The sequence below is a fragment of the Neolewinella lacunae genome (assembly GCF_014349155.1).
In the GTDB taxonomy this organism is placed as follows: domain Bacteria; phylum Bacteroidota; class Bacteroidia; order Chitinophagales; family Saprospiraceae; genus Neolewinella; species Neolewinella lacunae.
This window is the reverse complement of record NZ_JACSIT010000141.1, coordinates 266,442-280,339: the sequence shown is the minus strand read 5'-3', so window position 1 is coordinate 280,339 and position 13,898 is coordinate 266,442. Positions and strand designations below refer to the sequence as shown.

General features: G+C 58.0%; 8 protein-coding genes. All 8 read left to right on the top strand.

Annotation, left to right across the window (positions count from 1 at the left end):
* Positions 1 to 8: 8 nt before the first annotated feature.
* The 8 genes from H9S92_RS16850 to H9S92_RS16815 all read left to right on the top strand — a co-directional run bounded on the left by H9S92_RS16850 (position 9) and on the right by H9S92_RS16815 (position 13,877).
* Positions 9 to 1,241, top strand: a complete 1,233-nt coding sequence (locus H9S92_RS16850) for an NRAMP family divalent metal transporter (protein ID WP_187467860.1) — start codon at positions 9 to 11, stop codon at positions 1,239 to 1,241.
* Between the two features lie 189 nt (positions 1,242 to 1,430).
* A complete protein-coding gene (locus tag H9S92_RS16845) occupies positions 1,431 to 4,793 on the top strand; it encodes a DUF4175 family protein (RefSeq protein WP_187467859.1) in 3,363 nt (1,120 codons plus the stop codon).
* Positions 4,794 to 5,073: 280 nt separating this feature from the next.
* On the top strand, positions 5,074 to 5,463 hold the full coding sequence (locus H9S92_RS16840) for an ATP-binding protein (RefSeq protein WP_187467858.1): 390 nt from the start codon (positions 5,074 to 5,076) through the stop codon (positions 5,461 to 5,463).
* Positions 5,463 to 5,909 carry an rRNA maturation RNase YbeY gene (gene ybeY / locus H9S92_RS16835; RefSeq protein WP_187467857.1) on the top strand — a complete coding sequence of 149 codons (447 nt, stop codon included), beginning with the start codon at positions 5,463 to 5,465 and terminating at the stop codon, positions 5,907 to 5,909. Before H9S92_RS16840 ends, ybeY begins: the two co-directional genes overlap by 1 nt.
* Positions 5,910 to 6,278: 369 nt before the next feature.
* Positions 6,279 to 8,741 (top strand): bifunctional aspartate kinase/homoserine dehydrogenase I, encoded by a 2,463-nt coding sequence (gene thrA, locus H9S92_RS16830; protein ID WP_187467856.1) that lies wholly within the window; start codon positions 6,279 to 6,281, stop codon positions 8,739 to 8,741.
* A complete protein-coding gene (locus H9S92_RS16825) occupies positions 8,741 to 9,676 on the top strand; it encodes a homoserine kinase (protein ID WP_187467855.1) in 936 nt (311 codons plus the stop codon). Before thrA ends, H9S92_RS16825 begins: the two co-directional genes overlap by 1 nt.
* Positions 9,677 to 9,704: 28 nt before the next feature.
* A complete protein-coding gene (thrC, locus tag H9S92_RS16820) occupies positions 9,705 to 11,039 on the top strand; it encodes a threonine synthase (protein ID WP_187467854.1) in 1,335 nt (444 codons plus the stop codon).
* Positions 11,040 to 11,543: 504 nt separating this feature from the next.
* Positions 11,544 to 13,877 (top strand): M1 family metallopeptidase, encoded by a 2,334-nt coding sequence (locus H9S92_RS16815; protein ID WP_187467853.1) that lies wholly within the window; start codon positions 11,544 to 11,546, stop codon positions 13,875 to 13,877.
* Positions 13,878 to 13,898 lie beyond the last annotated feature (21 nt).

The following is a 13,898-nucleotide window of genomic DNA, read 5'->3' as shown; positions in this document are numbered from 1 at the left end:
CCCGGAAGTTGAAAACATCCTCATGGTCGCGTGCCCTGCTTTGGTCTTTGATTGCGGCCGCTTTTATTGGTCCGGGCACGGTCACCACCGCCGCGCGGGCGGGCAGCGAAGGCGGCTGGCACTATACGGGCTTTGTCCTGCTGGCGGCGGGCGCGGGTTTTGTCTTGCTGGAGATGGTGGCGCGGCTGACGCTGGTCAGTGGCCGCTCGCTGGGGCAAATCCTGGGCGAGCGCGGCAAATGGCTGGCGCTGCTGTGTTTCGGGGCGGTGTTTTTGGGTTGTGTGGCCTACCAGGCGGGCAATTTGCTGGGGGCGCTGGGGGGCGTGCAGTTGTTGTTCCCTGCCGCCGGGCGCTGGCTGGTCATTTCCCTCGGTTTGGTGGCCGCTGTGTTGCTTTGGCCGGGGGAGGCGCGGGGCATTGCGCGGGCGCTGGCGGGGGTGGTGGCTTTGCTCGGCTTGTGTTTTTTGCTGACGGCCGGCGGGCTGGTGCTGGGCGGGGAGCGGCTTACGGGGCAGGGGGGGATTCAGGTCAGTACCGTCCTGGCCCTGTTGGGCACGACCATCGTACCCTACAATTTTTTCCTGGCGGCGGGGCTCGGGCGGGGGCAGCAGCTGTCGGAAATGCGGCTGGGGCTGGGGCTTTCTTTCGGCGTTGGCGCGCTCATCACGCTGGGCATCATACTGGTGGGCAGCCTGGCCAGTTCTTTCACCACGTTTGCGGATTTGGCGCGGACGCTGGATGCAAGGTTGGGGGATAAGGGCAATGTAGTGCTGGGCTTTGGTCTTTTCGCCGCTGGCTTCAGTTCGGCCATCACCGCACCTTACGCGGCGGCATTGGCCGGACGCGAACTCCTGGCGCTGGGGGACGCCGAACGCCTGGGCGTCCGTTCCTCCTGGTTTCGGGCCACCTGGCTGACGGTCCTGGGGGCCGGGGTGGTGGTGGGCTTGCTGGAGCTCGACATCATCACCGTCATCTTCGCGGCCCAGGTGGCCAACGGATTACTGCTGCCCTTCGTGGCGGGCCTGGCCCTGGTGATGGGCAACGACCGGGCTTTGCTCGGGGTGCACGTCAATACCCGGTGGCAAAACCTGGCCGCCTGGCTCATCGCTATTCTGCTGGCCCAGAAGACGGCCGACTTTTTACTCGCCAAGGTAGGCATCACCGAGCCTTTCCTTTCCTTCCTCGTGGCGGGCCTCTACGCTTTGCTGCTGGTGTGGCTGGCCTTGCGGCGCAAAGCCTGAGGGGCAGAATTAAAGCTGCGGAAAGTGTCCGCCCAGCGCTAGTCGCCCCGAAAATTTTATCCGCTCCCCGGCCGTTATTACACAACCTAAGCAGGTCTGATTTCTTTTGCTTATTTTGGGGTTCGTTTGGTGCTTTTTGCCGAAGCGAACCTGGATTTTGTTTTTTTCCCGTGTTAGAAGCTTTCTCTTATGCCCCAAGTATCCCATCACTACGACCAGTTGATCACTAAGCTCGATGAGTTTATCCGGAAATACTACATCAATGGTGTGATCCGTGGTTTGCTTTATACCGTCGGCCTGGTGCTGGCGCTTTTTCTGCTGGTGAGTTTGCTCGAATCGCAGTTCTACTTTGGTACTGCGGCGCGGAAACTCATGTTTTACGGCTTCGTTGGCCTGAGTTTGCTGGCCTTCGGGGGCTGGGTGCTGTTGCCGCTGGCGCGCTACTTCCGCCTGGGCCAGGTGATCAGCCACGAGAAAGCGGCGGACATCATCGGCAAGCACTTCACCAACGTGAAAGACAAGTTGCTCAACGTGCTGCAGCTCCGCCGCCAGGCCGATGAGGCCGCCGACACCAGTCTGCTGCTGGCTTCCATCGACCAGAAGTCGGCCGAGATCAGCCCCGTTCCCTTCCGGTCCGCCATTGACCTGAGCCAGAACCGGCGTTACTTAAAGTTCGCCCTGCCCCCGCTGCTGTTGCTCATCGTTTTGCTCTTCGCCGCGCCCAGCCTCATCAAAGACAGTACCAACCGTCTGCTGCGCAACAACGATACCTTCACCCGACCGGCTCCCTTCACCTTCACGCTGGAAAACAACCCCGACCTGGAGGTGATCCAGTATGGCGATTTCCCCCTGACCGTCAAAGTGGAAGGCGACGTCCTCCCCGCCGAAGCCTACATCGAAGTAGACGGCTACCGCTACCGCCTGCAAAAAGAGAATGCCAACACCTTCACCTACCTGTTCAGCAATGTACAGGAAGACACCCCCTTTGCCCTGAGCGCCGGACCGGTGGAAAGCCCCGAGTTTACCTTGGCCGTGCTGCCCAAGCCCAACATCGCCGCATTTACCGTTGCGCTCGACTACCCCGCCTACCTGGGCCGGCAGGACGAGGAGTTGGCCAACATCGGTGACCTGACCGTACCGGCCGGTACCCAGATCAAATGGTCTTTCGATACCGAAAATACCGACCACGTAGACCTCCGGTTTACCAACGAAAACACCGTGACGGAGATGCGCCGCGACGGCAGCAACCTCTACAGCTTCGATAAGCGGGCCCTCAAAAACGACCGCTACACGCTCTACATCGGCAACGAGCGCCTGCCGCTGGCCGATTCCGTCAGCTACAGCCTGGCCGTCATCCCCGATCTCTACCCACAGATCAGTGTCGAGACCTTCCGCGACAGCACCGACGAGAAGCTCCTCTTCTTCGCCGGCGAAGCCTCCGACGACTACGGCGTGAGCAAGATCAATTTCGTCTACCGCCTCACCGACGGCGAAACCGGCGCCGAAGGGGAAGAGCAGCGCCTGGCCATCAGCGGTCCCGCCGGCAAACAAACCCGCTACGACCACGTGTGGGACCTGGCCTCCGACCTGGCGCTCAAGCCCGGCGATGAGCTTTCTTACTACTTCGAAGTCTACGACAACGATGGCGTCAACGGTGCCAAAAGCGCCCGCACCGGCGTCATGGCCTTCCGTAACCCCAGCAAGGAAGAGCTGGAAGAACAAGCCGAAAGCAACGACAACAAAATTAAGGACGAACTCAAAAAAGCCCTCGAAGCTACCAAAGACCTGAAGCAGGACACCAAAGAGCTCCGCGAAAAGATGCTTCAGGAAAAAGAACTGGACTGGAAAATGCGCAAGGAACTGGAGAAACTGGCCGAGCGCCAGCAGGAAGTCCAGAAGCAAATCAATGAAGCCCAGGAAGCCTTCGAGGAAAACCTGAAAAACGAACAGGAGTCTCAGCAAGACGAGCAAATCCTCCAAAAGCAGGAGCAACTCCAGAAAATGTTCGAGGAATCCATCGATCAGGAAATGCAGGAACTTATGCAGCAGATCCAGGAGCTGATGCAGGAACTCGAAAAAGACGAGGCCCTGAAGAAGATGGAAGACATGGAACTTTCGGACGAGCAAACCGAAGCCGAACTGGACCGGATGCTGGAACTCTTCAAACAGCTGGAACTGGAAAAAGACATGAAGGACGCCATCGAGAAGCTGGAAGAACTCGCCGAAGAGGAGGAAAAACTGGCGGAAGAAACTGAAAAAGGCGATACGCCCCAGGAAGAACTCCAGGAAAAGCAGCAAGAGATCAAAGAAGAATTCGAAGCGCTCCAGGAAAAGATGGAGCAGATGGAGGAGAAAAACGAAGCCCTGGAAAAACCCATGGAACTCGATACCCAGGAAGAGTCCCAGGAAGAGGTCAAGGAGGAAATGGAGAAAGCCGGGCAGGATCTCAAAAAGCAAGACAACAAAGGCGCTGCCCAGAAGCAAAAAAAGGCCAGCAAGAAGATGAAGGAAATGGCCGAGTCCATGGACGCCATGATGCAAAGCATGCAGCAGGAACAGGCCGAGGAAGACATGGACGCCCTGCGGCAGCTGCTGGAAAACATCGTTGACCTGAGTTTCGACCAGGAAGAGGTGATGGACCAACTCAACCGGACCACCGTCAATACCCCCCGCTACGTAGAGCTGGTGCAAAACCAGTTTAAGATCAACAACGACTTTGAGCTGGTCCGGGACTCCCTCAACGCCCTGGCCAAGCGCAATTTCCAGATCGAAACCTTCATCACCGAGAAAGTAACCGAAATCAAGGGCAACCTCGCCAGTTCCATCGATGAGCTGGAGGAGCGCCACACCCCCCAGGCCGCAAACCTGCAGCAGCGCGCGATGACGGGCCTGAACGACCTGGCCCTGATGCTCAACGAAAGCATGGAAAACATGCAGCAACAGATGGCGGGCATGATGGCTGGCGACCAGCAGTGCGAAAACCCCGGCGAAGGCAAGGGCAACAAGCCCGGCAAGCCCAGTTCCAACCCCGGCAGCGACGGGCAGCGCAGCCTCAACGATGCCATGGAAGGCATGAAGGAAGGCCTCGAAAAAGCCAAGGACGGTAAAGACGGCAAAGGCGGCTCCGCCAAAGAGTTTGCCGAGATGGCCGCCCGCCAGGCTGCCCTGCGCAAAGCCCTCGAAGCCAAACAAAAAGCCCGCCAGCAGGAAGGCAAAGGCACCGACCCCGCCCTCCAGGAACTCATCGACCAGATGAACGAAGCCGAAGAAGACCTCGTCAATAAGCGCCTCACCAACGAAATGATGAACCGCCAGCAGGACATCCTCAGCAAAATGCTCGACCACGAGCGCGCCGAACGCGAGCAGGAGATGGACGAAAAGCGTAAGTCAGAAACCGCCCAACAGCGCCGCCGCGAAATCCCCCCCAGCCTCGAAGCTTACCTCAAGCAGCGCAAGGCCGAAATCGAAATGTTCAAACGCGTTACCCCGGAGTTGAACCCCTACTTCCAGGGCCTCGTCGACGAGTATTTCCGCTCCCTGCGCGGAGAGTAGGCCCCCGTTTTAACGCTTTTTTAACGGTGGAGGATAAAAACGGACATTTTTATTTTCGTACCTGCGTGAACACCCTTAATTTAACCGCGTATTAGGTCAGGGGACAACGCGCCCGCTGGCCCTCCAGTCAGTGTTAAAGGTGGCCACCGGGCGTGACCAATGCTTCCCGGTCACGTCTTTTTATTTGGTTGCCAGCGCGTTACAACCTTTTCACCGGGTAGAAATGTTCTTGCTCTTATCCGCCTTCCTCAAACGTCAGAATCAAACCGCTTTCTCGCTTATGCTAACTCTCGTTTCCGATCCAAGCAACATAAGTAAGGTAGAAAAATACGTAGATCAGATCGCCGACCGCTTCAAGCTCGACCAGGAGAAGCACGCCAGCCTGATGCTCAGCCTCACCGAGGCCGTCACCAACGCCATCATCCACGGCAATAAGCAAGATCGCACCAAAACCGTCAGCATCCGCCTGGCCCAGACCCGCAGTGGCCTCGCCATCCGGGTGACTGACCAAGGCTGCGGCTTCGACTACCGGCAAATCCCCGACCCCACTTCCCCCGAGCGGATCTGTGAGTGCGGCGGCCGCGGCGTCTTCCTGATGAACCAGCTTTGCGATAAGATGCGCTACATTAACGGCGGCAGCACCGTGGAGATGCAGTTCAAGCTTAAGTAGTGGAGCACGAAATCCTGTTCCACGTCGAAGAGGGCGGAACCCCGCTTTCCGAGGCCGAAGAAAGCAAGCTCCAGGATTGGATTCTGGAGATCATCAGCGCACGGGGCGGCCAGGCCGGGGCCATCAACTACATTTTTTGTGGTGATGAATACCTGCACCAACTCAACGTCGAGTACCTCGGCCACGATACCCTGACGGACATCATCACTTTTCCCTACGAGCACTTTCCGGTCGTCGGCGGAGACCTGTTCATCTCCACCGAGCGCGTAGCCGAAAATGCCCGCGAACTCGGCCTCGCCTACCCCGATGAGCTGCACCGCGTCATCATCCACGGCATCCTCCACCTCTGCGGGCAGGGCGATAAATCCGATCTGGAAAGCGCCAGAATGCGGGAACTCGAAGACTGGGCGCTGGGATTGCGGCCGGGAGAATTGGCGGGCAAGTAGTTTTTTGCGCGGTCGCAGGTGCAATAGTTGGGGAATAAGGAGCAGGGAAGGGGCAGGGCACAATCATTGATTATACCAATCATAAGTCTGTCCCCAATAGCAAATTTTCATTACTCCTCTCCTTGAAATGCTAGAAGGAACCTTACCTCCTTGCTGGCCTCCTTTGCTCATTTGTCACGTCCCTGGCACCTGCGGCCGCGCCCGTACGAAAACTGTAAGCCGAAACCGGGCAAAACTGCCTTGCCCCGCATCGTAAATAGCTCCGTGCATTGTTCGGCCCAAAACCTTGGCGAACCCTATAAATTCCACATCTTTACAGACTTTTTTCGATTGCCCCAAGCCGGGGCACCAGCCAAGTGAAAATATCCCATGAAAGTTTTAAAGTTCGGCGGTTCCTCCGTCGCGAAGCCGGACCGGATTCGCGGCATCATCAATATCCTCAAAGATTACTACGCGGCGGGTGATCACTTCACCGTCGTCTTTTCCGCCTTCGGGGGCGTCACCGACGGGCTGATTGAGATGAGCCGCCTGGCCGCTGCGGGAGATGACCGCTACGGGGCCGCCTTCCAGGAATTTGCCGACCGCCACCAAGACGCCATCGCCGAGCTGCTGCCGGAAGGAAGTATGCTCCGTCTGGAAACTTCGGCCCAGCTGCGGAAGTCCCACGAAGTACTCAAAAACCTGCTCTACGGCATTTTCTTGGTCCGCGAGGCCAGCAGCCGGACGATGGATTACGTCCTGAGTTTCGGCGAGCGCTCCTCTTCCTACATCATCGCCCAGGCCTTGCAGCACGCCGGGATTCCGGCGGAGTACCTCGACGCCAGGAAGATCATCAAGACCGACCGCAACTTCGGCAACGCCAAGGTCAACTTCGAAAAAACCTACACGGCCATCCGGGCCTACTACGCGGAACATCCTAAGGTTCAGGTCGTTACGGGCTTTATTGCGGCGGCGAAGGGCGGTTTGACCACTACGCTGGGCCGGGGCGGATCCGATTATACGGCTTCGCTGGTGGGCGCGGGCTTGCAGGCGGACGCGATCGAGATCTGGACGGACGTAAGTGGTGTACTCACCGCCGATCCCCGCCGGGTGAAGAAAGCCTTCACGATTCCGAAGATGACTTACGCCGAGGCGATGGAGATGTCGCACTTCGGGGCAAAGGTCATTTACCCGCCTACCCTGATGCCTGCCCTGCGGCAGCGGATTCCGCTCTACATCAAGAATACTTTCGATCCTTCGTTCCCCGGCACGAAAGTGAGCGAAGAAAACAACCCCGATGGCGTGGCCGTGCGGGGCATCAGCTCGATCAACAACGTAGCGCTGCTGACGCTTTCGGGCAGCGGGCTGTTTGGGGTACCCGGCATCTCGGCCCGCTTGTTCGGTGCCCTGGCCCAGCAGGCGGTGAACATCATCCTGATCACCCAGGGATCGAGCGAACACTCCATCAGCTTCGCCGTCAAGCCCGAAGATGCCGACCTCGCCAAAGAAGCTGTTACAACATCTTTTGAGTACGAGATTGAGCGTGGGGTGGTTAACCCCGTGAAGGTTGAGCGCGACCTAAGCGTAGTGGCCATCATCGGCGAGAACATGCGTTACCAGCCGGGAATTTCTGGTCGCTTGTTTCAGGCGCTCGGCAAGAACGGCATCAACGCCGTGGCCATCGCCCAAGGCTCCAGCGAGTTGAACGTCTCCGTCGTCATTCCCCGCGAAGATGAGAACAAGGCCCTTAACGCGCTGCACGAAGCTTTCTTCCTTTCGGACTACAAAAGCCTGCACCTCTTCATCGTAGGCGTGGGCCTCATCGGCGGAACCTTGCTGAAGCAGATCAACGAGCAAAACGCCTACCTCCGGAAAAAACTGGGGATGGAGGTGAAGGTCGTCGGCCTGGCCAACACCCGCAAGATGTTGTTCGAGCCCGATGGCATTGACCTGGACAACTGGAAGGAAGCCCTGCAAACTTCGGAGACCAACGTGGACCTGGCCGTGTTCGTTGGCCGGATGCGCGACCTGAACCTGAGCAACAGCATTTTCGTAGACAACACGGCCAACGACAAGATTGCCACTTACTACGAAGGCATCCTCGATGAGAGCATCAGCATTTCCACTCCCAACAAGGTGGCTACCTCCAGCAGCTACGCCCAGTACCAGCGCCTGCAAAACGTGGCCAACAAGCGCGGCGTGCAGTTTCACTACGAAACCAACGTGGGGGCGGGTTTGCCGGTTATTTCTACTTTGCACGACCTGCTTGACAGTGGCGACCGCATCCGAAAAATCGAGGGCGTACTGAGTGGCTCCCTGAGTTACATCTTCAACAACTTCGACGGCAGCCGCCCGTACCACGAGGTGGTGATGGACGCCAAGGAAAAGGGCTTCACCGAGCCGGACCCCCGGATTGACCTATCGGGCAAAGACGTGGGCCGCAAGATCCTCATCCTCGCCCGCGAGACGGGCGTAGCGATGGAGGCGGAACACGTGCAGCTGGTAGGCTTTTTGCCCCCCGGTGCGATGGAGGCCGCTTCGGTGGATGACTTCTTCGGCGTATTGGAAGCGAACGCCGACTACTTTACCAAGCTGCTCGCCGATGCGGCCAGCGCGGGCAAAGTCCTGCGGATGATTGCCACGCTGGAGGGCGACCAGGCCAGCGTGGGCATCCAGGCAGTTGGTCCGGAAAGCCCCTTCTTCCTCCTGAGTGGAAGCGATAACATGATTGTATTTACGACCGATCGTTACAGCGAACGACCGCTGGTGATTCGTGGTCCGGGCGCCGGTGCGGAAGTAACTGCCGCGGGTGTTTTTGCGGAGATTATTAAGATCGGTAAATTCTTAAGCTGATGCAAGAAGTACGCGTATTTGCCCCGGCTACGGTGGCTAACGTCGCCGTGGGCTTTGACATCCTCGGCTTTGCCATTAATCGGCCGGGAGACGAGATTGTGGCCAGGTTTAACCCCGACCATCCGGGTTTGGTCATTACAGCCATTACCGGGACGGGTGATAAGGTATTGCCCTATGCGGTAGAGGAGAACACGGCGGGCGTAGCGGCCCAGCGTTTGCTCGAACACCTGGGTCAGACGGAGTTAGGGATCGACCTGGAAATTCACAAAAGAATGCCTTTCGGCAGTGGCCTGGGCTCCAGCGCAGCCAGTGCGGCGGGGGCAGTGGTGGCCGTCAATGAACTGTTGGGGGCCCCGCTGAGCAGGGAGTCTTTGCTCTACTTTGCCGTTTTGGGCGAAGAAGTGGCCGATGGCAGCTTCCACGCCGACAACGTGGCACCCTGTTTGGTGGGGGGCATTACCCTGATCCGGTCGAACGATTCGCTGGACATCCACCACCTGCCAGTGCCCGGTAACCTGCAAGTAGCAGTGGTACACCCCGACATTGAAATCCTTACGCGCGACGCCCGGGCGGTGTTGAGCGACCAGGTAAGCCTGAAAACGGCGATCCTCCAGATGGGGAGTCTGGCCAGTTTCATCACGGCTTTGTACACCAATGACCTGCCTTTGCTGGGCCGTTCTTTGCACGATTACATCGTAGAGCCCCAGCGCAAGCAGCTCATTAAGGGCTTTGACGAGGTGAAGCAGGTGGCCCTCCAGCGGGGAGCACTGGGTTGCAGCATCAGTGGGGCAGGGCCCAGCGTCTTTGCCCTCTGCGATTCGGGCTACCTGGCCCAGGCGGCGGGGCAGGCGATGCAGGAAGCTTTTGCCCGCCACGGCGTCAGCAGTCAGCTTTACGTTTCGCCCATCAACCAGGAAGGCGTCGTCATCCTTTAATCCCCTACCCTTTTTCGACCAAGCGCGTATGAAATTTTACAGTACCAACGACCCCGCCCACCGGGCTGATTTGCCCGAGGCCCTGTTCAGGGGCTTGCCGGCAGACAACGGACTTTACATGCCCGAACGGCTGGACCCGCTGCCCGCCGCCTTTTTTGCGGAGCTGCCTGACCTTTCCTTTCAGGAGATTGCCTACCGCATCAGTGCGCATTTGCTAGGCGACGATGTGCCGGCCGAAGACCTCAAAGCATTGGTCTACGACGCGGTAAACTTCCCCGCGCCCGTGGTGAAACTGGACGATCAGCGCTACGTGTTGGAGCTTTTTCACGGTCCGAGCCTGGCGTTTAAAGACTTTGGCGCGCGCTTTATGTCGCGGCTCATGGGCCATTTTAACCGGGGCAACGAACGGCAATTGGTCATTTTGGTGGCTACTTCGGGCGATACGGGTGGGGCCGTGGCGGCGGGTTTTTACCAGACTCCGGGCATCGAGGTGGTGATTCTTTACCCCAAGGGGAAGGTCAGCCTCCTCCAGGAAAAGCAACTGACTACCCTGGGCCATAACATCCACGCGCTGGAGGTGGATGGCACCTTCGACGACTGCCAGGCCATTGTGAAAAAGGCCTTCCTGGACGAGCAATTACGGTCCGATATCCGCCTCTCTTCGGCCAATAGCATCAATATTTCGCGGCTCATCCCCCAGGCCTTTTACTACTTTGAGGCCTACAAACAGCTGGGCGCGACGGGTGATCCCGTGGTGTTTTGTGTACCGAGCGGCAACTTTGGGAACCTGACGGCAGGCTTGCTGGCGCAGCGGATGGGCTTGCCGGTCCACCATTTTCTGGCGGCTACGAACCGGAATGACGTAGTTCCGGCCTACTTGCAGACCGGTGTTTACCAGCCACGGCCTTCGGTAGCTACCCTTTCCAACGCTATGGACGTGGGTGCGCCGAGCAACTTTGCCCGGATGCTGAACCTTTACGGGCACTTGAATGGCAAAGATCCGCACGCTCCCGCTACCCACGCGGCGATGCAGTCTTTGATAACGGGCTATGCCTATGATGATGCGGCGACGGAAGCGGCCGGCCGGGAGGTAGAAGAACGCTTCGGGTACGTCATTGATCCGCACGGCGCGGTGGGTTATCTGGCCCTGACGGAGTGGCAAAAGGAACACCCGGCCACCCGTGGCGTCATCCTGGAGACGGCCCACCCCAGTAAATTCAAGCCAGATGTGGAGCGGATTCTCGGCCACAGCATCGAAGTTCCGGAGCGTTTGGCGGAGCTGGAGCACCGCGAGAAAGTGGCTATTCCGCTGGGCACGGACTACGAGCCAGTCCGCGATTGGCTGCGGGAACGCTTCGTGTGACGATGAAACTTGGCTTATAAGTGCGCCGAATGTTCCACGTGGAACATTCGGCGCGCTTGTTTTAGGGGTAATGTTCCACGTGGAACACTGCTGGGGAATGTTCCACGTGGAACATTATCAGGCTGGCTGGGGGTGAATGTTCCACGTGGAACAATTCACCGGGTGCTTTTGGAGGGCGCTGACGCAGGTGCAGGGTCCAAACAAAAAGCGATGGGAGGGCGATGAAGGTTTGTTACCAGCAGATTTGAAGAGTATCCAGTGCTGGCCGTAATCCTTCCCTGGCTTTTCCCTGGGGAGACGGGCATGGCACCAGCGGCCGCGCCCAAACCCAAAGCGCTATTGGAAAGGAGAGGGCGCTGAGAAAAGTAAGCCAACGGACGGCTAGCGCAACGGAGGGAAATTCATTCGGCGTATTGTCTTATCTTAGTGCGCGCTTCGCTGGGCAGCTTTGGGAAGGCTGATTCGGCGAAGTATAGCCCGTATCGTATTCAAACAACCCACGAAATGACCAGATTACTTTTTCTCGTATGCGCTCTGCTAATGGCCTTTGGCGTATCGGCCCAAACGGAGAACATCAATAAAAATCCTTTCCGGCAACTCTATATGGAGCTGCCAACCCCCAATGTTTACCGCAACGCGGCCGGAGCGCCGGGCCACCAATACTGGCAGCAGAAGGCGGACTACGTGATGGACGTGCGCCTGGATGACGCCACACAGCGCATTTACGGTACTTCTACGATTACTTACCACAATAACTCTCCCGACGTACTGGACTACCTGTGGTTGCAGTTGGACCAAAACGTGCGGGCGCTCGACAGCGACACCTACAAAACGGGAACCAGCAACATGAGCGAGCGCATGACCCTGGGGGCACTGGCCCGCCTGGAGCCCACCTTTGACGGAGGTTTCAAGATCGACTACGTGCAGAGCGTGGAGGGTAAGCCCATGGAGTACACCATCGAGCGTACGATGATGCGCGTAGAGCTGGCCCAGCCGCTGAAGCCCGGCGAGAAAGTCCAGCTGAAACTCAAGTGGTGGTACAACATCAACAACCGCCTGACCGACGGCGGCGGCCGCTCGGGCTCCGAATACTTCGAGAAGGATGATAACTTCCTCTACACCATCGCGCAGTTCTACCCCCGCATGGCGCTGTACATCGACAACGAGGGTTGGCAAAACAAGCAGTTTCTGGGCAGTGGTGAGTTTACCCTCACCTTCGGCGACTACGACGTGAAGATCACCGTCCCGACCGACCACCTGGTGGCGGCCACGGGGACTTTGCAAAATCCCAATACGGTACTGACCAAGCAACAGCGTGACCGACTGGAAATGGCCAAGAAAGAGTTTGTCCAGCCCGTCATCATCGCCAGCCAGGAAGAAGCCGTGGAGCGGGAAAAAACCAAGTTGACCAAAGAACAGACCTGGCACTTTAAGGCGGAGAACGTGCGTGACTTCGCCTTCGCCTCTTCCCGGAAGTTCATCTGGGATGCCATGGCTGTGAAACAAGAAGACGGTTCTACGACGATGGCCATGTCGATGTATCCTAAGGAAGGCAACCCACTCTGGGAACGCTTCAGCACCAAGGCCGTGGCCCACACGCTGAAGTGGTACAGCCATTACACTTTTGCTTACCCCTACCCCGTGGCCTGGTCGATCAACGCCGCCGACATCGGCATGGAGTACCCGATGATTTGCTTCAACTTCGGTCGGGTGGAAGAAGACGGCACCTACAGCGACCGGACGAAGTACGGCATGATTGGCGTGATCATCCACGAAGTGGGCCACAACTACTTCCCGATGATCGTCAACTCCGACGAGCGGCAATGGACGTGGATGGACGAAGGGCTCAACACTTTCCTGCAGTACCTCACGGAGCAACAGTGGGAGCGCAACTACCCGAGCCGCCGCGGACCCGCCGATAAGATCGTGGACTACATGAAGGGCGACAAAGCCTTCATCTCACCGATCATGACCAACTCGGAATCCATCTGGCAATTCGGCAACAACGCCTACGGAAAACCCGCCACGGCCCTCAACATCCTGCGGGAGACGATCATGGGCCGCGAGCAGTTTGACTACGCTTTCAAGCAGTACGCCAACCGCTGGAAATTTAAGCACCCCGCCCCGGCGGATCTTTTCCGGACGATGGAAGATGCTTCAGCCATTGACCTCGACTGGTTCTGGCGCGGCTGGTTTTTTACCACCGACCACACGGACATTGCCCTGAGCAAAGTGACGCCCTTCCGGGTTAACTCCCGCAACCCCGAAAAGGAAAATGCGCTCGCTAAACAGCGCCAGGCCGAAGGGCCGCGCAACATCAGCGACATCCGCAACGAAGAAATTGCCCAGACTTACGATGAGCAAGACCCGAGCCTGAAGGACTTTTACACCGACTACGATCCGCTCAAAGCAACGGTGTTGGACCAGGAGGAATACCAGAGCTACCTCAAAGGCCTGAGTGAGGCCGAGCGGGCGGTGTTGGACGCCGATAAGTACTACTACGAGCTCACGTTCGAAAACCTGGGTGGTTTGGTGATGCCGATCATCCTGGAATTCACCTTCGCCGATGGCACGACGGAGGTGCAGAAAATCCCCGCCGAGATTTGGCGCCGCGATTACAAAAAAGTCAGTAAGGTCTTCCCTTTCGCGAAAGAAGTCACGGCCATCGAGCTGGACCCCTTCCTGGAAACGGCCGATACCGACCGGAGCAACAACTACTACCCTTCGCAGTCGGAGGAGACGCGTTTCGAGCTTTTCCAGAGCCGGCAGCGTGGCGCGGGAGAAAACCCGATGCAACGCGACCGCCGGGCGAAGGAGAAAGAGGGGTCTAACCGGTAGGAGGAATTAAGATTTGCTTTT

Coding starts and splice junctions, on each gene's coding strand:
- H9S92_RS16845 (WP_187467859.1), top strand. CDS start 1,431: ATGCCCCAAGTATCCCATCACTACGACCAGTTGATCACTAAGCTCGAT.
- H9S92_RS16840 (WP_187467858.1), top strand. CDS start 5,074: ATGCTAACTCTCGTTTCCGATCCAAGCAACATAAGTAAGGTAGAAAAA.
- thrA (WP_187467856.1), top strand. CDS start 6,279: ATGAAAGTTTTAAAGTTCGGCGGTTCCTCCGTCGCGAAGCCGGACCGG.
- H9S92_RS16825 (WP_187467855.1), top strand. CDS start 8,741: ATGCAAGAAGTACGCGTATTTGCCCCGGCTACGGTGGCTAACGTCGCC.
- thrC (WP_187467854.1), top strand. CDS start 9,705: ATGAAATTTTACAGTACCAACGACCCCGCCCACCGGGCTGATTTGCCC.
- H9S92_RS16815 (WP_187467853.1), top strand. CDS start 11,544: ATGACCAGATTACTTTTTCTCGTATGCGCTCTGCTAATGGCCTTTGGC.